We start from the raw sequence: 21,677 nt of genomic DNA, 5'->3' as shown, positions 1-21,677 counted from the left end.
AATCTTATCCATAAGAAGGCCTCTTTCATTTATGTATTTGCCCTGCAAAGCATACATTTATGATAAAGTGCCTTCTTTCTTTTTTCCAGTAAAATTATTGGCTCTCGAGAACTATTTTACACATACTTTGATATAAATGAGTCTTTTCTATTTTTTACTAAAATAAAATTAGTCCAACAATAAAAGTTGTTGCGAAATTTATCGTTTTCAATCATACTAATAAAGAAGTGTCAGAGAAGTTATTTATGAAAGGATTGAACAAACGTGTTTTTTAGAATATTACGAGCTGTTGTCCGTGTGTTAGTCTTTATACTGAACGGGAATGCTCATTACCAACAAAGAGACAAATTACCTCAAAATGAATCGTATATTTTAATCGCTCCGCATCGTACTTGGATCGACCCGGTTTACTTAGCCTTAGGAGCGAATAAAACGGAATTTGCTTTCATGGCTAAAAAAGAACTCTTTAAAAACCCCGTACTAGGATGGATTATTCGTAATGCGAATGCTTTTCCTGTAGATAGACAAAATCCTGGCCCTAGTGCTATTAAAAAGCCGGTAAAAATACTGAAAGAAGGAAAACTCAGTTTGGCTATGTTTCCAACGGGGACTAGACACTCTGCTGAACTAAAAGGTGGAGCTCCTACAATTGCAAAATTAAGTGGCGTCCCAATGGTCCCAGCAGTGTATCAAGGACCATTAACCTTAACTGACTTGATCAAACGAAAAAAAGTTATTGTTCGCTTTGGAGATCCTATTTATGTGGACCGTAAAACAAAATTAAACAAAGAAAACTTGTCTTTGATCGAGACTCAGATCCAAAGTGCATTTGATCAATTAGACAAAGAAATTGATCCGACTTATCGTTACGAATACAAATAATGAACTAAAGAAAAGAGATGTGCCGTTTTATACCGGCGCATCTCTTTTTGTATACAATTCATTTTAAAAAAGTTCTTTCTCTTCTAATGTTGGCAGAGAAATGTATTTTTAAAAGGTTTAGCATTAAAAAGAACGGTATTTTCTACTTACCAATGTCAAATACTGTAGAACCAAAAAAACGAACAGAATGTTCTTCTGTCCGCTTCGTTTATTAAGTAAAAAAATGTTTATTTTTTCTTGTTTTGTTTCTCAGATTGTACTTTCATAGATGCCATCATTTGTTTGATTTTCTTTTCAGATGGTTTTTGTCCCATTTGCATCATCATCATGCGTAACATGTCTTCATTGACTGGCGGATTTTTTTGGAAATAATCCATCATGTATTTTCTAGATATAAAGAATCCTCCAACTAAACCAGCAAGTAAAGCAATTATAATTAAAACGATTGCTAACATTACGTTCATTGTACCTTTCACTCCTTTCAATACCTCTCAGTTGTTAATTGTACTAAAAAAAATGAAAAAAATAAATAGCAATCATTTCTTTTACGTATTCGCACTCTTCTTTTAACAGCTCTTAAAAAGGCTGAAGCTGTACAAAATGATTCGTTTTGTACAGCTTCAGCCTCAAAAAATTATTCATTTTTAAAGAGTATTAAATACCTCTACAATATTTTCTGTGGTAAAACCGTAATTTTTAATGACCGTTTCGCCAGGAGCACTTGCACCGTATTTGTCGATTCCAACAGTCGCTCCATCTAGGCCAACATAACGTTCCCAACCAAAAGTAGCTCCCATTTCAATCGAAACGCGTTTGCGTACTTCTTTCGGCAAGACACTTTCTTTATAAGCCGCATCTTGTTTTTCAAATAAATCAAAGCTTGGCATAGAAACGACTGATACGTCTTTTCCTTGAGCTTTCAATTCTTTTTGAGCTTCTAATGCTAATGCCACTTCAGAACCTGTAGCCATTAGGATACCTTCAGGTTGTTCTCCCTCTTGTGGTGAAAGAACATAAGCACCCTTTTGAACATTTTCGCGTGCCATTTCTTTGGTTTTTGGTAAAACCGGCAAGTTTTGACGACTCAACACCAACATTGTTGGGTGATCAGTTGATTTCAGTGCAATCTCCCAAGCAGCTGTGACTTCATTTCCATCAGCCGGACGAAGAACAGTCAAGTTTGGCATACTGCGTAAGCTTGAAAGGTGCTCTACTGGTTCATGAGTAGGACCATCTTCACCAACTGCTACTGAATCATGTGTAAACACATACGTTACAGGCAACTTAGAAATAGCCGCCAAACGAACTGCAGCTCTTAAATAATCTGTAAAGACAAAGAATGTTCCTACATAAGTTTTTGTACCACCGTGCAGCATAATTCCGTTAGCAGCAGCCGTCATGGCGAATTCACGAACACCATACCAAATGTTGCGTCCTTCGTATTGACCAGCTTGAAAATCAGTGACATTATCAATCATCGTGTTGTTCGATGAAGACAAGTCAGCTGAACCGCCCCAGAAATTCGGAACATTTTTAGCAATAGCATTCAAAGTATCGCTACCTGATTTACGAGAAGCTACAGCCGCATCGCCTTCTTCGTATACAGGCAAATCTTTGTCCCACCCTTCAGGTAAATCGCCGTTAAATCCTGCCTCAAATTGTTGAGCTAATTCAGGGAATTCTTGACGGTAAGCTTCAAAAGCTTTTTCCCATTCTGTTTCAGCTTCTTCGCCTGGTGTAACCATTGTTTCTTCAAAACGAGCTTGAGCTTCAACCGGCACGTAGAAGTCTTCCCCTTCCCAACCGTAAGCTTTTTTAGTCGCTTCTACTCCTTCGATACCTAATGGAGCACCATGAACTTTGTGTGATCCTGCGTTAGGAGCACCAAATCCGATAACGGTCTTCACTTCGATCAATGTAGGTTGATCTGAATTAGCTTTTGCTTTTTCAATCGCTGCATTGATTTCTTCTAAATCATTTCCATCTTTTACTAAAATGTGTTCCCAACCATAAGCTTCGAAACGTTGACCAACGTTTTCTGTAAAGGCTTTTGATGTAGGCCCATCTAAAGAAATGTCATTTGAATCGTATAAAACGACCAATTTGCCTAATTTCAAGTGTCCAGCTAAACTCGCTGCTTCTGCTGATATACCTTCCATTAAATCTCCATCACCACATAAAGCATAAGTATAGTGATCCACAATGCTGTGACCTTCTTTATTGTAAGTAGCTGCTAAGTGAGCTTCAGCCATGGCCATACCGACACTATTGGCAATTCCTTGTCCAAGAGGACCGGTTGTTGCTTCTACACCATCTGTATAGTGTACTTCTGGATGTCCTGGAGTTTTACTTTCCCATTGACGGAAACTCTTTAAATCACCAATTGAAACTTTGTATCCTGCCAAATGCAGCATGCTGTACAACATCATGGATCCATGACCTGCAGAAAGTACAAAGCGGTCGCGGTCGACCCAGTGGGAATTTTTTGGATTGGCTTTTAAGTGCTTTGTCCATAACACATATGCCATTGGTGCAGCACCCATAGGTAATCCAGGGTGACCGGAGTTGGCTTTTTGAACTCCGTCAATGCTTAACGTACGAATGGTATCTACAGCTAATTGATCTACTTTATCGAACAAAAAATATCATTCCTTTCAAATTTCAAGCTTATTAAACTGCTTACATTGCTTCTATATCATACCATTTTTTTGTAAACAAATGGGAACTATTTCGAATTTTTTTTATCTGCCATGCAGACCTTTATCTTTTTGAATTTTCTTGACTTTATCAGGCGTTACATCGTTTCCTTCTTCGTCAACCACTTTCATGCCTTCAATATGGTTTCTCATTCCACCTCTGAAAGCTGTTAGATAATCTTCACGCAATTTTTTTTGTTCTACTTGTTCCGAAAGAGTTAGACCTTCTTCTGTTTTTGATTTTTTAGCTAACTCATTGATCCGGTTTATTTCTTCTTTTGATAACATTATCTTCATCCTTTCTACTTCCTTAACCAATATACCAAAAATGACTAAAAAATACAGCTGGATTGTCTGTTGAATTCGATCTTCTATATGTTATACCGACGATAAAATGACATTATAACTCAACAACTGGTCATTATCTTCAAAAAAGGCGAACGTTTGTTTGAAAAAAGGATTCGTTTATGCTATTCTAACAGTAAGAGTAAATAAGAATTGAGGTGTTTATAAAATTATGAAAAAATCACCAGCGTCTAGACAAATTGAAGTTTTACAATACATTTATGAACAAGTAAAAGAGAAAGGTTTCCCGCCGACTGTTAGAGAGATTGGTCAAGCAGTATCGTTGTCCTCTACATCAACTGTTCATGGACATTTATCTCGTTTGGAAAAAAACGGCTTTATTCATCGCGATCCGAGTAAACCTAGAACTATTGAATTGACAACTGCCGGTTTATCTCAATTAGGAGTTGGTTTAAATAAAATTCCTTTATTGGGTACCGTTACAGCTGGAGAGCCGATATTAGCTGTAGAAGAAGCGACAGATTTTTTTCCTATCCCACCCAGTTTAGAGTATGAAAATGGTTCATTGTTTATGTTGACCATTCGAGGAGAAAGTATGATCAACGCTGGGATTCTTGATGGAGACGAAGTTATCGTCCGTAAACAATCCAGTGCGGATAACGGCGACATTGTCATTGCAATGACAACTGAAGATGAAGCTACATGCAAACGATTCTTTATCGAACAAGATCATTACAGACTACAACCAGAAAACGATACTATGAGCCCGATCATCTTACAAGAAGTATCTATTTTAGGAAAAGTTGTCGGTCTTTATCGAAGCCATGTTTTATAAACAAAAAAGAGATTGTTTCAAAAATCGAGTGGGACTCGCTTTTTGGACAATCTCTTTTTATTCGAATAGTTTATCTATTTCAACTCTGTCATAATCTAAAATCCAGTCACTATATTTTGTATAGATCTCTTTTATTGCTGCAGGCGAAGTTGCCAATACATCACAACCTCTATCATCATAAGTATGGAAAATCGTTTTTTTCTGGATATTTATCACGTAAACATTATGAGAAATACTCGGATTAAAGCCTAAATCTTGGTTGCAAACAGCTTTCAGCAAGGCAACATGGTTTAAATCCATTGTTTTGCATGTTAAAGTAAATCTGTTGGTTTTACGTGTGCCATCCTCATCGTCTTCTGGAAAAATAAAAGGCAATTCTTGATGTTTTAAGCTGTAGAACAATGATTTTTTTATGTACGGAGAAAAATTCTGTAACTGACGTTTCAGTTTTTTTCTTACGTCAAAGTTGTTCATATCCATCACAACAAAAATATCATCTGTTGGTGAATGCAACGATTCAAATAAAGTAATTGCTCTATTATAACATCCTAATACATACAAGTTGTTTGAAGAATCAAAGAACCATTCCTTTTCTAGGCCAAGTTCAAAACGAATCCCAATACCCCAATTATAAAACAAAGGTGGTCTCAGCTGAAGATTGGGGTAATTTTCGTGCATAAAATCATTCAAGTTCATCTAATCACCTCATATGCACTAGTTATACAGTACTTTTTTTCTTCCGTCCGCTTTCAACAAATTCTTTCCATATTCCTTAAACAACACATAAAGAACTATCTCAACAGGAGATAGTTCTTTATGTGTTGATCAATATTCTGCTAAAGCAAGGATATCATAGCCTTTGATTTTTTCGCGGCCTTTTAGATCTTTTAACTCTACAATAAAAGCTGTTCCCACAACTACTCCACCTAAAGATTCAATCAATTCGATGGTTGCAGCAATCGTTCCGCCAGTAGCTAATAAATCATCACACACCAATACTTTTTGCCCTGGTTTGATGCTGTCTTTATGCAATTGCAGCGTATCTTTCCCGTATTCCAAACCATAAGTAACCTCTACGGTTTCACGAGGCAATTTGCCTTTTTTACGAGCTGGAGCAAAGCCGATTCCCATTTGATAGGCAACTGGACATCCGACAATAAATCCGCGAGCTTCAGGACCTACGATCATTTCTACACCTTTATCTTTAGCATATGCTACGATTTCATTTGTTGCAAAACGGTATGCCTCTCCATCTGCCATTAATGGTGAAATATCTCTAAAAATAATCCCTTCTTCAGGAAAATTTTCTACATCAGAAATATATTTTTTTAAATCCATTCTTTTTGTCCTCCGTTCACCAGTCAAATTCTTCTTTATTCGCTGATGGTTATTTGATTCATTAGCCATTGCTCAACTTCCCAAGCATGACTATAGACTAATCTTTCTTCCGCCTCGATACGTTGTACTTTTTTCTGGTACGTAATAGATTGTGTTAAATCTTTTTTCTCATTTGTTTCCACTCGATTAAGAAGTCCGGATTCTATTTTAACAAATCCAACCTCAAAAAACACCTGCAGAATGAATATTACTCGATTTTCTTTCATATTCAGTGTTTTTGCTAAAATACCCAGCTGATTTTTCACATCAATATTCTGATGAGACAAAATGAACTTGTATGCATTCGCAAAATGTTGCCGATTTGGCATACCTTCTAAATAATCATTCGTTGTACTGTGAAAAGAATACAAAACATTTTCCGGTTTATTGTGTTCTATCAATAAAGAAAGAATGGTCAATGAAGGTGGACAATCCACCAATACCAATAATGAATGCTGCATCAAAAATTGCTTAGCATCTTTTCGTGTCTGGATCAAGTAAGCTTTGCTTGAAGCGGGCATCTTTTCTTGGTACTGTTCATAGTTCGCAGAATCAAAGAATACGAAATCAGCGTTTTGCTTATTCCATAATGATTCTGGAATTTGTGTGCTTCGATAATCAAAGCATTGGATACCTTTAACAGCTATATCTTCAATCCGCAACTGTAATTTTCTAGAACCATTCCACTCATTGATTTCCAATTTGCCGACTGTTGACAGACGAGTGTTTCCTGATATTCGATCTGCCACTTCTCCAAAATCAAAACCAATAGTGTCAAGACTCGTTTGATCAAGCTGAACAGACATTTTCAAGTGTGTTCCGTCCGCCCCTATTTTACGGACCGTTTGCACGAGCACATTATCCAATTGAAAGGTCGGTTTAGGATTATCTGTACCGAAAGGAGCTAATTTTTTCAGCTCTTCAACCGTTTCGAGCGTTAAGTCTTCTTCGGTTACTACTTTGTCGATATGGATTTCTTCTCCCATTTGACCTGACAGTTGTTGTACAGCAGCATAGTCATTTAATTTGGAACGAATCTGTTCAATATTTTCACTTGGCACCGTTAATCCGGCTGCCATATGGTGTCCCCCAAAAGCTACTGTTAAAGGGCGGATTGTACCCAAAGCTTCATACAAGTGAAATGCTTGAACACTTCTGCCTGATCCCTTTGCCGTTCCGTTTTCACGGTCAATGTTCAGGATGATCGCTGGTTTGCCTGTCTTTCCAACTATTTTACTGGCAACGATCCCAAGGACTCCTTCATGCCAGCCTTCTTTAGCTAACACATAAACATCTGGTGAAGTATCTGTTTGTTCAAGCATATCGAATGCTTCGTCGGTTATTTTTTTTACGTACTGTTGTCTTTCTTCGTTCTTCCCTTGGATAATCTGCGCAATAGATTGTGCTTCATTTTCATCAAATGTAGTTAACAAACGTACTGCAGGCGAAGCGTCTCCTAGTCTGCCTGGAGCATTCAATCTCGGCCCAATAATAAAACCGACTGATTCCTCATCTATTTCGTTTTTTTTAACGCCGGCTACTTCATATAAGGCTACTAACCCTAACCGTTGCGTTTGCTTCAATAATGCTATTCCTTGAGTCACCAAAACCCGATTTTCATCTCTCAATGAGACTAAATCGGCAATCGTCCCCAAAGCTACTAAATCCAGCAATTCAACGGGCATTTCCCCAAGCAGAGCAGTAGCAACTTTAAAAGCCACCCCTACACCTGCTAAATCTCCAAAAGGGTACTGTCCAGCTGGATGACGTGGGTGTACAATTGCATAAGCATCCGGCAGTTCTTCAGGAAGCTCATGATGATCGGTTACGACTACATCAACACCTAATTCCTTAGCTCGTTTAATCGCCTCATGCCCAGACACCCCGTTATCGCAAGTAACGATCAACTGGCACCCTTCATTGATCAATTTTTCAAAAGCTTTACTGTTAGGTCCATATCCGTCTATAAAACGATTGGGGATATAAAAATCTACATTGGCGCCAATCATTTCCAGTGTTTCAAGCAACACCGATGTACTAGTCACTCCATCCGCATCATAGTCCCCGTAAATGATAATTTTATCGCCAGTTTCTACCGCTGCCATGATTCTTTCTGTAGCACGTTCCATATCATGCATCAAAAAAGGGTCGTAAATCCGCTTTTCACTTGGATGAAGAAAAGATTGGATCTTTTCTTTTGTATCTAATCCCCTGTGTAAACACAAAGAAATAAATAACGGTGAGTAAGAAAGTTCTCTGGATAATTCTTGGATCAATTGATGATTTTCAGTTTTTTCTGCTTGTTTCCATTTCATACGAGCATTAATCACAGTCTTCACTCCCAACCTAACTAGTATATCAAATAAGCCGTATAAATGGTAGATAATGGACAGCAAAACATCCTCTCTAAAAACAAAAAAACTTCAACAATAAGAGAGAAACTCTTGCTGTTGAAGTGCAACTTTTTTATTTTTCCAATCGGCTGACAGCGATCCCGATCAAACCAGGTCCTGTATGTACCCCTAAGGCTGGGCTGAGCGAATCAAAATAATTTGTACGGATATTCGGTAAAGCATTTTTCAATTTTCCAGCAATCGTGTCCGCCAATTCTTTAGTTTCTCTACCTGCATAACATACTGCCACATCGTACTTAACCGCTTGCTGTGCAAATTCAATCGTAGTATCGATCAGTTTTTGGATTCCTTTTTTACTTCCGCGAGCTTTAGCAACGGTGTAATAAATTCCATCCTCATTACATGAAATAACCGGCTTCAAGTTTAACAAGTTTCCGACAAGTGAGGAAACAAGTCCAATTCTGCCGCCTTTTTGAAGATATTCTAAAGTGTCCACATAGAAATGTACTTTAATATCTTCTATTCCATTTTGAAGTTTTTGTTTAATGATTTCCCATTCGAGACCAGCTTCTACATACGATAACGCTCGCTCTGCATGTAGCCCGCTGCCGATTCCAATATTCTTGGTATCCAACACAAAAACGTCTAAGCCTTCTATTTCTTCTGCCATTAAACGCACCATATTATTGGTACCGCTCAAGCCGCTTGAAATGGTGATGGCAATAACTTTAGTGTAGCCTTCTGCTTTGATTTCCATCATCATTTTTTTGATAGCTTCTCCGTCAGGCAAAGAGGTTTTAGGAACTTCTTCTTTCAAACGGTCATAGATTTCTTCTGCTTGAATGTCTACTTTATCGGTGTATTCCCCATCTTTGTAAATGATTTTCAAAGGAATCACTTTCATATTGCCCTTTTCTAAAATGTCCTGTGGAACATCTGATCCTGAATCAACTAGAAAAGCAATCTTTTCTTTATTCATTTTCTAATCGTCCTCCATTTAATTAATTACTTTTAGTTTCTTGATTTTCTGTCACTATAAGCGAAGCCACTAATTTTTCAGTCGCTATTTTAGTCGCTACTGCTAATGTAGCATTACGAACTAAAATATTTTCTTCTGTACAATCCTCTTTCATTAAAGGAACGTTACTGGTATTTCCGATTCTTGAAGCAACTGCCTTCAATGCATATTCTTGTTCAGAACAAAATAAATTATAAGCCTCTCTTATACCGTTTACTGAAGCTTGGTAGACGATCCCGTCTCTGACTTCTGGAATCGTAATCACTTGCTTAAGAATAGAGATAGCAATTAAATAGGCCAAGTGTTTCTTAGTGTACCTTTTTTTGACCGGTTTTGGAATAAGTTTCAATTTCACATAATTATTTACCATAGAGGAAGTAATGATTTTTTTATCATGGGTCGGATTGAAAATAACTAAATAATTTTCAATCAATGTAATGACTTGATCCATATATAAGTCGATATCTGGTAAATCATCCCATCTTGGCAAATGGTACTCTTCAACATCCACTTTCCATTTCAATAACTCTTCATTATACGTCATGTTTTCATATCCTTTTTAAAAGATAATTTATTTTAACACACACAAAGCAACTAGACAACATAGTTACAAGAACTAGATGAAAATGGTATAAAAAACTACCTCAATGTCTTTTCAGTTGTGGAAGAGATATTAAGGTAGTTTAAATTAGACCGTTATTTGGTTTCTGATTGATTCAATTGAGCTTGGAGTTGTTGTATTAAGCTGTTTTTGTCGCTTAATTCAGTCTCATGAGCTTTTTGAATATGTGCAATTTCTTGTTCTTGCTGCACTTTGGAATTTTCTATTTCTTTTTTCAGTTGTTTGACTTCTTTCCGCTCTTTCAGTAAAGGACCGGTCGAAATCAATACGGCTACTAAAGCTCCTATAAGCAAGGAGACTAAGATAACCATGATTAAAGGCCATGAAGCAACTGTAAAAGCAAAATTCACAGGGACTGCTTCAGTATTCATAACCGCAAACGCTGCAATCAATATCACTAATAGCAATGCAATAATAGTCGTCCATTGTCTTCTCATTTTTTCAACCTCGCTTTGTTTAGTCGTTTCAGCTTTTTATGTGAAATTTATTTTTGATTGAATAGAGTACTTGCTAAGTAATCCCCCATTTTAGGGAATAACGTATAGAATCTGCTGGCAACTTCCATCGATTTCGGCAAATTCAATTCTCGTTTGTTCGTACCGATCAAACGGACGATTTTGTGAGCCACTTCCTTAGGATCCAGTACATATTTGTCAACCTTAGCTAAATAGTCTCCATTTTTATCTGCTTTATCAAAGAAGGTTGTATTCACAGGACCTAAATTAACCGTTGAAACTTGAATAGATAATGGTTTCAGTTCTAGACGCAAAGCGTTTGTGTACCCAATAACCGCAAATTTAGTTGCAGAATAAATGGTCGATTTAGGAGTTGCCATTTTCCCTGCCATAGAGGCTATATTGATGATATGACCACTTTCTCGTTCAGCCATATGAATCGCAGCCATTTGAGAGGTGTACATCAATCCCAGCACGTTCACTCGGAACATATCCTCTGCAATTGCCATATCTGCCGTCAATACACTTTCAAAGTGTCCAAAACCTGCATTGTTGATTAATACATCAATAGGGCCTATTGTTGCAGTGATCTCCTGAAAGACAGCTTCAATTTCCTCAGGTTTTGAAATGTCCATCGAAAACAAGTAGGCTTTTTTACCTGAGATTTTTTCACAGGTATCTCTTACAGTCTGCAATTTATCTAAACTCCTAGCTGCAACTACAACGATGGCTCCTTCTAGAGCGGCTTCGTAAGCTATTTGTTCTCCGAGACCAGAAGATGCCCCGGTAATAAAAACGACTTTATCTTGCAAATGGTTATCAGATTTCACAAAGCTACCTCCTCTATAAATATTCTCCATCTTTTTGAAGCGGAATATCTACTTCACTAAAGTCTTTTACTACTGTGGTTTCTTTGAAAATTTTCTGTGCTTCTTTTTCAAGTGCATGAACATCTTTGGATAAAAATCGAGCACTGATATGTGTGAGTATCAGTTGTTTCACGTTAGCAGCTTTAGCTGTTTCAGCTGCTTCTACATTTGTAGAATGATTGTACTCTTTAGCAAGCTTGCGATTCGCATGATCAAATGTACTCTCATGCACTAATACATCCGCGTTTTCTGCCAACAATCTGCTGTTATCTGTTTTTTTAGTATCCCCTAAAATAGTCACCACTCGACCTTGATGCGGCGCTCCAATAAAATCTTTTCCATTGAATACCCGGCCATCTTCCAATGTGATCGTTTCGCCGTTTTTCAACTTGCCAAATAATGGCCCAAACGGAATACCTGCTTCTTTCACTTTATCTGCCTGAAGCGTTCCTTGATGACTGGCTTCTTCTATTCGATATCCAAACGATTGAATCCCATGCTTCAATTCCAGACAACTGACGGTAAAGTATTTATCTTGAAAAACAATGCCTTCTTTTTTGATTTCTTGAAATTTCAATGGATATTTTAAATACGTTCCACTGATTTTCAACGACGTCCTAACAAACTGCTCGATCCCTACAGGTCCGTAAATAGTAATTAGACCATCTCCACCCTGAAAAGCACGACTAGCTAGAAAACCTGGCAGTCCATAGATATGATCGCCATGCAGATGCGTAATAAAAATTTTATCCACTTTTCTCGGCTTTAAGGTGGTATGCAATATTTGTTGCTGCGTTCCCTCTCCACAATCAAACAACCAGACAGAGTTTATTTCATCCAACAGCTTCAAAGCAATACTGGATACGTTTCTTTGTTTTGAAGGTACGCCAGAACCTGTTCCCAAAAATAATAATTCCATTTCCTTCATCCTAATCTTCTTAAACTGTATATCTCTACTTTATTCTAACAGGGCTGTTTAATCCATGTATTCAAATTCAAATTCTTGATCTTTCATACGAACAATATCCCCATTTTTAGCACCACGTTGTCTCAATTCAGCGTCTACTCCCATAGATCTTAATTGACGAGCGAAACGCAAGGATGATTCATCATGATCAAAGTTGGTCATTTGGAAGAGTTTGATCAATTTATCTCCTCCAAGTGTCCATGTTGCATCCGGTTCTCTTTCAAGCGTATATGGTTTTTCTTCTGGTGTGTATTTGTATAGAATTGTTTCTTCATCATCCGCATCAACTTCATCATACACAGGGAACGGTTGCGTATTTTCCAATAAATCAGCTGTTTTACTCAGCAAGGCACTGATCCCTTTATGAGTCACAGAAGAAATTGGGAAAATAGCGATATCGTCATCAAATTCATTTTCTTTCAGTTCTTGAATTTTTTTCTTAAATATTTTTAAATTCTCTTCAGCATCAGGCATATCCATTTTATTCGCAACAATGATTTGCGGACGTTCTAATAAACGTAAGTTATACGACTCCAGTTCATTATTGATAACTTGGAAATCGTCAAATGGATCGCGTCCTTCGCTGCCGCTCATGTCAATGATATGCAGCAATACACGCGTACGTTCGATATGACGCAAGAATTGGATTCCCAGACCTACACCTTGTGAAGCTCCTTCAATCAATCCTGGCATATCAGCCATTACAAAGCTGCGGCCATCGTCAATACGGACCATTCCTAAATTCGGTACCAAAGTTGTAAAGTGGTACGCTCCGATTTTAGGTCTTGCAGAAGAAACCACTGACAGCAAGGTTGATTTTCCTACAGAAGGAAATCCAACTAGCCCAACGTCAGCCAATACCTTTAATTCCATTTCGATTTCAAATTCTTGACCAGGTTCTCCATTTTCAGCAATTTCGGGAGCTGGATTTCTCGGTGTTGCAAAACGGATATTTCCTCGTCCACCACGACCACCTTTTGCGACTATTAATGTTTGGCCATCTTCAATCAAATCACCTAAAACTACTCCAGTTCCAGCGTTTTTCACTACTGTACCTGGTGGAACTTTAACGATTAAATCTTTTGCTCCTCTACCATGCATTCCTTTAGTCATCCCATTTTCTCCATGTGAAGCTTTGAAATGACGGTTAAAACGGAAATCCAATAACGTTCTTAAGCCTTCATCAACTACAAAAACGATGTTTCCTCCTTGACCACCGTCACCTCCAGATGGACCGCCATCAGGAACATACTTTTCACGACGAAAAGAGACCATTCCATTACCGCCGTTACCGGCCTTAACATTAATTTTTACTTGATCTAAAAACATTGACATACTTATTTCCTCCTCAATTGATTGAGACTAGAATAATTCTATTTATTGATGATTTCTTGAACGGATAACTTATTTACTTTTTTTCTCAAAAAATCAGGATCCTATTGTGGAATCTTCATCAACTTTGAAAGATTCTACTACATTCACGCTTAATTGTACTTTTATTTTTGACATTTGTCCATTTAAACAAGAGAGAATCCCTGGATAATGACGAGTTCTGTTGCGATTTTAAGTCATCTAAGGGATAAAAATGCATTTGCCTTAAAAAGGTCTAGGATCCTCTTCTTCCTTTCACAGCGAACTCTCACATTGAACACATAAAAACAGTACCAATGAACCACTCCACTGATACTGTTTTTAAACTTTTTTCATCTGCCTGTACTACAACACTTTAGCTAAAAAATCTTGTGTCCGTTCATGTTGTGGAGAATTGAACATTTCTTCTGGTGTTCCTTGCTCCACAATGTATCCCCCATCCATAAACAATACGCGATCGGCTACTTTTTTTGCAAAGCCCATTTCGTGGGTTACAACGACCATTGTCATCCCTGATTCTGCCAAATCTTGGATAACGCTCAATACTTCCCCAACCATTTCAGGGTCCAATGCACTTGTCGGTTCATCAAATAGCATGACTTCAGGATTCATTGCCAATGCGCGTGCAATGGCAACCCGTTGTTGTTGACCTCCAGACAAATTAGATGGAAAAGCCTGTGCTTTTTCTTCCAATCCAACTTTTTCCAACAATTCAATAGCTGTTTTTTCAGCGACCTGTTCTGCTATTCCTTTAACTTTCATCGGTGCTATTTTCATATTTTCTAAAACCGTTTTATGTGGAAATAAGTTGAAATTTTGGAATACCATTCCCATTTTTTCTCTTAAGTGGTTCAATTTGACTTCTTTTAAACCAGTTAAAGAAGTCCCTTCAAAAACAACTTCTCCTTCAGTAGGTTTCTCTAATAAATTCAAACAACGCAGCAACGTACTTTTTCCTGAACCTGAAGGACCAATGATCACGACAACTTCGCCTTTTTTTATTTCCTCGTTAATGTCTTTTAAGACAACATTTTCTCCAAACGATTTTGCTAAATGTTCTATTTTAATCATGTGACATCTTCCCTTCGTAATAGTTCAATAGTTTAGTTAAGCTAAACGTTAAAATGAAGTAAATGACCATACTTACCGCAAGAGGAGCAATACCCCGGTAAGAAACAGACGTTACCACTCTGGTTTGGAAAATCAATTCGCTTACACCAATAACAGAAACGATAGAACTTTCTTTAATGATTGTCACAAATTCATTTCCTAAAGCCGGCCAAATATTTTTTAACGCTTGAGGGAAAATAATGTGTCTCATAGCTGTATTTTTACTCATTCCTAAGCTACGTGCTGCTTCGACTTGTCCAGTTGGAACAGAAGATAAACCAGAACGAATGATTTCACACACATATGCTCCACTATTCAAAGAAACGGCAATAATCCCAGCCAGCAATGCGGGAATATTAATGATATACCCTACCGCAAAATAAATGAACATCACTTGAATCATCATAGGTGTTCCTCGCACGAATTCAACATAAGCAGTGGCTAAAAAACGAAAGAATTTATTATTGGATAACCTTACTAAAGCCAATAAAACTCCAATAACAGAACCAATAAGGACACTGACAACCGAAATAAAAATCGTATTGAGAGTACCTTCTAAGAAATAAGACCAATAATTGGTCATAGAATTTGTGCCTGACTCAGACGATTCTGAATCTTGAGCTGTTTCCAAATAATTTCCAGCTTGAGCTAGGTACTCAGGAATCAGGTCTTCCGCTTGAATCTCAGCTAACGAAACATTGACTACATCCATTAGAGCGTCAGATCCCTTAGACATCGCAATAGCAGATCCTTCAGTCTCTCCTCCTTCAAAACCACCTTCAAAAGTCAGAAGCGCGTCATCAACGCCTGCAAAAGACAACGCGTTCGGGCCTTCCATAACGATAGCATCTACTTTTTTGGTTTTTAAAGCCAGCAATAAATCTGATGTTTTTCCTAAAGAAATCAATTCTGAGTCCGTCATTTCTGTTTTAGTTAATCCTTCTTGGATCGAACCCATTTGAGCCCCGACGATTTTCCCTGCAAAATCATCTTTTGAAGCATATAGGTCTTTGTCTTCAGAACGAATGACAATGTTTTGAGTAGCTTGGTAATACGTATCGCTAAAATCAACACTTAATTTACGTTCCTCTGTTGCAGACATACCTGCTAGAATCATATCTATATTGCCTGTTTCAAGAGCCGGTATCAAGCTGTCAAATTGCATATCTTCTACTTGCAATTTTACACCTAAATCATCCGCAATCTTCTGAGCAATCGAAATATCCATCCCGACGATTGTATCTTTTCCGTCAACAGTCGCGTGAAACTCATATGGCGGGAAATCAGCACTTGTTCCCATAATGAGAACGCCACGTTCCTTGATATCTTCCAAAGATGTGTCTTGTGAGGTTTCTTCTGCGGAAACGAATTGTGGGAATGAGAATAGTGGCAACATAAATCCAACTAATAACATTAAGGTTATCAAACCTTTTTTCTTCATATTTTTTCCTCCTGAATGGTGTACTCATAATCAATAGGGATAGTTTAACAAATCAGGAATATTTATGCAATATATTTTTGATTAATTTCTTTTTTATACATTATTAAGCGTTTTTATACATCTTTTAAGCCTAGTTTGTGTATATTTCATATGCAAAAAAGACTGAAAAGAGAATTTTTCTCTTTTCAGTCTTTTAGATCACATTATTCAACTCTATCTCATCAATGCTGCAAAGCTTTGATCCATAGCAGCTAATGTATCTTCAATATCTTTTTCTGTGTGTTCTGTACACAAGAAAATCCCTTCAAATTGTGAAGGAGGCAGAAAAATGCCTCGATCTGCCATCTCTTTATAGTATTTGGCGAAAAATGCTGTATCGCTCGCCTTACTTTGCTGATAGTTAGTAACAGGTGCCTCAGTAAAGAACATTCCTATCATACTGCCTGCTTGATTGACGGTTATGTCAATACTGTATTCTTGACTTAAGGACTGGATCCCTGCTTTTAGGAGATTGCCTAAATGTTCAAAATAACGGTAATCTTCTGGTGTCAATTGAGATAATGTCGCTATACCAGCAGCCATAGCAATAGGATTACCTGACAATGTTCCAGCTTGGTATATTTGACCAGCTGGAGCAATGTGTTCCATGATCTCTTTGCGTCCACCGTAAGCTCCTACAGGTACCCCTCCGCCAATTACTTTTCCTAAACAAGTAATATCAGGAGTCACACCAAAGTAGCCTTGTGCACTATGGTAACCGACTCTAAATCCAGACATCACTTCATCAAAAATCAATAACGCTCCATCTTGTTGAGTTAGTTCACGCAGTCCCTGAAGAAAACCATCTACAGGAGGAATAACTCCCATGTTCCCAGCAACTGGTTCAACAATGACCGCAGCGATTTCGCCTGCATAAGCAGCAAACAATTCTTTTACAGCTGCCAAATCATTGTAAGGAGCTACATACGTATTGGAAGTCGTGCTTTTTGGAACTCCTGGAGAATCAGGTAAACCTAGAGTAGCTACACCAGACCCTACTTTGACTAATAAAGCGTCATCGTGTCCATGGTAACTGCCCTCTAATTTAATGATCTTATCTCTTCCGGTATAACCGCGCGCTAAGCGCAACGCGCTCATAGTGGCTTCCGTTCCCGAATTTACGAATCGCACCATGTCGATTGAGGGGACTCGATCGATCACAATTTCAGCTAGTGCAGTTTCCATCTCGGTCAACGTACCAAAACTAGTTCCTAATGCGGCAGCTTCCTGGATTTTTTTAACTACAACAGGATTTGCATGGCCTAGAATCAGCGGGCCCCATGATAAAACATAATCAATGTATTCATTACCATCTTCATCAATAATATGGCTTCCTTTACCTTGCTTCATTACAATAGGAGGAACGTCCACTGATTTAAATGCCCGCACAGGACTGCTCACCCCGCCTGGCATAAGCTGAACAGATTTTTTGAAGATTTCTTCTGATCTAGTAGTATTTCTCAAACTGAACGACCTCTTTTCTTTCGAAATTAAAGACCGCTTTGTTTTCTTCTAGTGCTTTAGTGTCTTCTTTTTCTGATTTTTCTTCTTCTTTAGGTTTTTCTTCTCTCAAACCAATGTTTACTGCAAATCGATTCATCTCTTTTTCAGCTTTTTCTGATGAGTCTGTTTTTGCCATATCTTTCAGTGATTGAATTGGTTGTTTAGACAATTGGTTGATGACGCTTTGCATGTGTTTCTGAATCACTTCTGTTTCATGTTCCGTTAACTCAGGCAATTTATTTTGTAAACTGGTCATCACGGTGTCTTTGAGTTGATTATTTTTTTGACTGAATTCTTCCAAATAAGTAACTGATTTTCTTTCCTGGAACCAGAAATTGAATTGATAAACAGCTTCTTCCATTTCTGATTTGATAAAATTCAGTTCTTTTTCTTGTAATTGATTGGTCGATTTTAATTCACTGCTGATTCTGTCCATATCAAATAGGAAAATTTGTTTGTCCATTCCTAATTCTGTTTCTATGTTCCGGGGAACAGAAAGATCCATCATCATTTGATTTTTCTTAGAGAACCGTATATCATTCATTTTCTTGACTACATCCGTCGTTATAATCAACTCTTTAGACTTGGTAGCAGTAATTACACCATCGACTTTGGCTAATGACATAGGCAAATGGTTGTAATCGCCTGTATGAAAAGTCCGCATACTGATTTCACGTTTCTTCAGAAGACTCGACCACTCGTTTAATTTAGCTACTACTTTTTTTGTCTTTTCATAGTCACGGCTGGCGATCGTGACAGAATCAGCCCCTTGGTAAACTAAGGCTTTTGCTGCAGATTGAGCCATTTTCCCTGCCCCGATGATCAAAAATCGTTTATCGGAGAATTCCGCCCATTCTTGCTTGAACAACTGTACTGCTGCTGAAGCAGCATCTCGTGATACTTGATCTATTTTAGTTACGGTATGCATTTTCTTAGAAAATGCTACTGCTTTGTTAAATAAAGAACTCAAGATAGGGCCTACTGTCTTTGCCATTTGAGCAACTCGATAAGCATTTTTTACTTGTCCCAATATTTGGCTTTCTCCCACAATAGCGGAATCCAAACCTGTGGTGACATTAAATAAATGTGAAGCAGCACTCAAATTCGATTTTCCATAAGTAGTAGAAATCACTTGAGAGACATCGTACCCTGAATAATCAGCAATGTAATGCAATATATCGCCGTGTTTAAAAGAATCAGGATCAACATACAAATAGTATTCTGTCCGATTGCAAGTTGTCAAAATAGCCACTTCTTTTATTCCAGAAAACGAGTGTATATCAGAAAGTTGTTGATTTATATCGCTCTCTTCTATAGCATAATTTTCTCTAATTTCTATTGGTGCACATTGATGATTCACACCATAAAGTAAGATTTTCAATGTTTATCATCCTTTTAATTCTTCATTCCAACGTTGTGAGTGAATAGATTCGTTTCTAGGTCTTAACACCTAATATAAGTCCATTATTTTTAATCTACTTGATTTTTTCTTCAATGTACTTCCAAACTTCATCCATACCTAATCCTGTTTCTGAAGAAAATGTAAGAAGTTTATCCTCTGCATCCATCTCAAAGCCGTCTTTAATGATTTTTTCATGTTTATTCCATTTACTGCGTGGAATCTTGTCTACTTTTGTTGCCAAAATTAAAACAGGAATATCATAGTATTTTAAGAAATCATACATTTGAACATCATCGTTAGTAGGTGGATGTCTAAAATCAACCACGCAAATGGCTAGTTTTAATGTTTCTCTCTGTGTAAAGTATGTCTCCAGCATCTCTCCCCACTTAGCTCGTTCTGTTTTAGAAACTTTTGCATACCCATAACCAGGTACATCGACAAAATAGAATTTTTCTTCAATTTTGTAGTAATTCAATGTTTGCGTTTTTCCAGGTTTACTGGAAGTTCTAGCTAATTTTTTACGATTCGTCATCTTATTGATAAAAGAAGACTTCCCTACATTTGATCTTCCTGCCAACGCAATTTCCGGAAGGTTTGTCGTAGGATACTGTTTTGGTGAAACAGCACTAATGATAAATTCTGCATTATTTACTTTCATAATGTTTTGCACGCCCTTTATATATCTTACTGTATTTTATGATTTTCCAGTTTAATTAGATCGATCTATACTATATCACTAAACTAGCGCACAGCAATTTTTCCCTAGTTTACGATTCTACGAAACTAGGGGCATTTCTGATGGTAAAAACTCATTCGCCCGATAAATCCATTTCCTATTCTAACATACCTGATACTAAAATATAATATTTAAATCTTCTTTTCGCATTTTCCCAACATAAAAAAGAGATATTTGTAACACAATTGTAAAATTACGATTGTATCTTTTTAAAAAAAAAAGCAAAAAAACTACAGAAGATCAGCCTTTTTACCGGTTGATCTTCTGTAGTAACAGGTTTAATTAAACTATTAAACGACTTTTTTGCCTTCATTATTATAGAAAATGGCTTCAGTGGTACCTGCGACCGCTTCTTTCGTGATCACACATTTAGATACTTCTGGGCGACTTGGTAAATCAAACATAATTTCCAACATCAAGTTTTCGATAATCGAACGCAAACCACGAGCTCCAGTGTTTCTCTCGATAGCTTGTTTGGCAATTTCGCGTAAAGCATCTTCTTCGAATTCCAATTCTACGTTATCTAATTCCATCAATTTTTTGTATTGTTTTACCAAAGCATTCTTCGGCTCAGTTAAAATATGGATCAAATCATCTTCTGTTAATTTTTCCAGAGCAGCCATAATTGGCAAACGTCCAATAAATTCAGGAATCAATCCGAATTTCAATAGGTCTTCTGGAATAATTTGCTGCATTACAGATTTAGATTCGTCGATTTTTTTCTTCGATGAACCAGAACCAAAACCGATCACTTTTTCTCCTAAGCGGTTTTTAACGATCGTATCGATTCCATCAAAGGCCCCGCCAACAATGAACAGAATATTCGTTGTATCTAATTGAATAAATTCTTGTTGTGGGTGTTTTCTTCCGCCTTGAGGAGGAATACTGGCAACCGTACCTTCTAAGATTTTGAGTAAAGCTTGCTGTACGCCTTCACCTGATACATCACGAGTAATCGATACATTTTCACTCTTACGAGCAATTTTATCGATTTCATCAATATAAATAATCCCTTTTTCAGCACGTTCAACATCAAAGTCAGCTGATTGCAATAATTTCAAGAGAATGTTCTCAACATCTTCCCCAACGTAACCCGCTTCTGTAAGGCTGGTTGCATCTGCAATCGCAAATGGAACGTTTAGAATACGCGCTAGAGTTTGAGCAAGGAATGTTTTCCCAGAACCAGTTGGTCCGATCAAAGAGATGTTGCTTTTTTGCAGTTCAATTCCATCTTCTTCTTTTTCACCCATATGATTCACACGCTTGTAGTGATTGTACACCGCAACAGACAAGGATTTCTTAGCCTGTTCTTGACCAATCACGTATTCATTTAAAATTTGTTGAATTTCTTGAGGTTTTGGTACTTCTAAGAATTCACCATAACCTACTTCACTAAATTCTTCATCTATGATTTCTTTGCATAAGTCGATACATTCGTTACAGATGTAAACACCAGGACCGGCAACGATTTTCTTCACTTGATCTTGTGTTTTTCCACAGAATGAACAACTTACGACTCCACTTGTTTCTTCATCATTAAACATGTTCCCATACACCTCAATTCTGTTTCCTGTTTCAATCATTGACACCACCTCTACAGTAGCACAATGTTCAAACTTTTTAAATAATAGCATAAAAAAAGGGATAATGCTACTCATGGTGATCTTCATTGAGTAAGAAAGGGACCAGACCAA

The 21,677-nt window shown here is 37.4% G+C and carries 20 protein-coding genes; 2 read left to right on the top strand and 18 right to left on the bottom strand.

The genetic code is table 11. From position 1 onward, the window contains the following. The first annotated feature begins 264 nt into the window (after positions 1-264). Complete coding sequence (locus ACEN4L_RS09000; protein ID WP_407097226.1) at positions 265-882, top strand: lysophospholipid acyltransferase family protein; 618 nt, start codon at positions 265-267, stop codon at positions 880-882. A 227-nt stretch (positions 883-1,109) separates the two neighbouring features. On the opposite strand, the gene ACEN4L_RS08995 is transcribed toward ACEN4L_RS09000, so the two are convergent. From ACEN4L_RS08995 to ACEN4L_RS08985, 3 genes are all read right to left on the bottom strand, one after another. Continuing rightward, positions 1,110-1,346, bottom strand: coding sequence for a YneF family protein (locus ACEN4L_RS08995; RefSeq protein ID WP_407097225.1), 237 nt, complete (start codon positions 1,344-1,346; stop codon positions 1,110-1,112). A 180-nt stretch (positions 1,347-1,526) separates the two neighbouring features. Continuing rightward, positions 1,527-3,521 carry a transketolase gene (gene tkt / locus ACEN4L_RS08990; protein WP_407097224.1) on the bottom strand — a complete coding sequence of 665 codons (1,995 nt, stop codon included), beginning with the start codon at positions 3,519-3,521 and terminating at the stop codon, positions 1,527-1,529. A 102-nt stretch (positions 3,522-3,623) separates the two neighbouring features. Beyond that, a complete protein-coding gene (locus ACEN4L_RS08985; RefSeq protein ID WP_407097228.1) occupies positions 3,624-3,866 on the bottom strand; it encodes a DUF896 family protein in 243 nt (80 codons plus the stop codon). Between the two features lie 229 nt (positions 3,867-4,095). Between ACEN4L_RS08985 and lexA the strand changes: the two genes are divergently transcribed. Continuing rightward, positions 4,096-4,719, top strand: a complete 624-nt coding sequence (gene lexA / locus ACEN4L_RS08980) for a transcriptional repressor LexA (protein ID WP_407097223.1) — start codon at positions 4,096-4,098, stop codon at positions 4,717-4,719. A 57-nt stretch (positions 4,720-4,776) separates the two neighbouring features. On the opposite strand, the gene ACEN4L_RS08975 is transcribed toward lexA, so the two are convergent. From ACEN4L_RS08975 to clpX, 15 genes are all read right to left on the bottom strand, one after another. Beyond that, the gene (locus tag ACEN4L_RS08975) at positions 4,777-5,415 is read right to left on the bottom strand and encodes a DUF3885 domain-containing protein (protein ID WP_407097222.1); all 639 of its coding nucleotides are present in this window, start codon (positions 5,413-5,415) and stop codon (positions 4,777-4,779) included. 129 nt (positions 5,416-5,544) lie between these two features. Beyond that, the gene (locus tag ACEN4L_RS08970; protein WP_407097221.1) at positions 5,545-6,057 is read right to left on the bottom strand and encodes an adenine phosphoribosyltransferase; all 513 of its coding nucleotides are present in this window, start codon (positions 6,055-6,057) and stop codon (positions 5,545-5,547) included. Between the two features lie 35 nt (positions 6,058-6,092). After that, positions 6,093-8,426, bottom strand: coding sequence for a single-stranded-DNA-specific exonuclease RecJ (recJ, locus tag ACEN4L_RS08965; RefSeq protein WP_407097220.1), 2,334 nt, complete (start codon positions 8,424-8,426; stop codon positions 6,093-6,095). Between the two features lie 136 nt (positions 8,427-8,562). Then, positions 8,563-9,429, bottom strand: coding sequence for a DegV family protein (locus ACEN4L_RS08960; protein WP_407097219.1), 867 nt, complete (start codon positions 9,427-9,429; stop codon positions 8,563-8,565). A gap of 22 nt (positions 9,430-9,451) precedes the next feature. Beyond that, positions 9,452-10,012 carry a DUF1836 domain-containing protein gene (locus tag ACEN4L_RS08955; RefSeq protein WP_407097218.1) on the bottom strand — a complete coding sequence of 187 codons (561 nt, stop codon included), beginning with the start codon at positions 10,010-10,012 and terminating at the stop codon, positions 9,452-9,454. A gap of 152 nt (positions 10,013-10,164) precedes the next feature. Further along, positions 10,165-10,527, bottom strand: a complete 363-nt coding sequence (locus ACEN4L_RS08950; RefSeq protein ID WP_407097217.1) for a lipopolysaccharide assembly LapA domain-containing protein — start codon at positions 10,525-10,527, stop codon at positions 10,165-10,167. Between the two features lie 47 nt (positions 10,528-10,574). Further along, positions 10,575-11,405 carry an SDR family NAD(P)-dependent oxidoreductase gene (locus ACEN4L_RS08945; protein WP_407097216.1) on the bottom strand — a complete coding sequence of 277 codons (831 nt, stop codon included), beginning with the start codon at positions 11,403-11,405 and terminating at the stop codon, positions 10,575-10,577. Continuing rightward, positions 11,389-12,333: a ribonuclease Z gene (rnz, locus tag ACEN4L_RS08940; RefSeq protein ID WP_407097215.1), complete on the bottom strand. Its 945-nt coding sequence runs from the start codon at positions 12,331-12,333 to the stop codon at positions 11,389-11,391. The genes ACEN4L_RS08945 and rnz overlap by 17 nt, the downstream gene beginning before the upstream one ends. Before the next feature lie 57 nt (positions 12,334-12,390). Further along, positions 12,391-13,716, bottom strand: a complete 1,326-nt coding sequence (gene obgE, locus ACEN4L_RS08935) for a GTPase ObgE (RefSeq protein ID WP_407097214.1) — start codon at positions 13,714-13,716, stop codon at positions 12,391-12,393. A 381-nt stretch (positions 13,717-14,097) separates the two neighbouring features. Beyond that, positions 14,098-14,823: an amino acid ABC transporter ATP-binding protein gene (locus ACEN4L_RS08930; protein ID WP_407097213.1), complete on the bottom strand. Its 726-nt coding sequence runs from the start codon at positions 14,821-14,823 to the stop codon at positions 14,098-14,100. Continuing rightward, on the bottom strand, positions 14,816-16,303 hold the full coding sequence (locus ACEN4L_RS08925; RefSeq protein WP_407097212.1) for an ABC transporter substrate-binding protein/permease: 1,488 nt from the start codon (positions 16,301-16,303) through the stop codon (positions 14,816-14,818). Before ACEN4L_RS08925 ends, ACEN4L_RS08930 begins: the two co-directional genes overlap by 8 nt. Positions 16,304-16,516: 213 nt before the next feature. Continuing rightward, on the bottom strand, positions 16,517-17,806 hold the full coding sequence (gene hemL, locus ACEN4L_RS08920) for a glutamate-1-semialdehyde 2,1-aminomutase (protein ID WP_407097211.1): 1,290 nt from the start codon (positions 17,804-17,806) through the stop codon (positions 16,517-16,519). Next, positions 17,790-19,226 carry a glutamyl-tRNA reductase gene (hemA, locus tag ACEN4L_RS08915; protein ID WP_407097210.1) on the bottom strand — a complete coding sequence of 479 codons (1,437 nt, stop codon included), beginning with the start codon at positions 19,224-19,226 and terminating at the stop codon, positions 17,790-17,792. The genes hemL and hemA overlap by 17 nt, the downstream gene beginning before the upstream one ends. A 94-nt stretch (positions 19,227-19,320) precedes the next feature. Then, positions 19,321-19,905 carry a ribosome biogenesis GTP-binding protein YihA/YsxC gene (gene yihA / locus ACEN4L_RS08910; protein ID WP_407097209.1) on the bottom strand — a complete coding sequence of 195 codons (585 nt, stop codon included), beginning with the start codon at positions 19,903-19,905 and terminating at the stop codon, positions 19,321-19,323. Between the two features lie 368 nt (positions 19,906-20,273). Then, the gene (clpX, locus tag ACEN4L_RS08905; RefSeq protein WP_407097227.1) at positions 20,274-21,527 is read right to left on the bottom strand and encodes an ATP-dependent Clp protease ATP-binding subunit ClpX; all 1,254 of its coding nucleotides are present in this window, start codon (positions 21,525-21,527) and stop codon (positions 20,274-20,276) included. Positions 21,528-21,677 lie beyond the last annotated feature (150 nt).

The organism is Desemzia sp. FAM 23988, assembly GCF_045528365.1.
Taxonomy (GTDB): Bacteria; Bacillota; Bacilli; order Lactobacillales; family Carnobacteriaceae; genus Desemzia.
The sequence above is the reverse complement of the archived record's forward strand: the minus strand, read 5'-3'. Positions and strand labels throughout refer to the sequence as shown.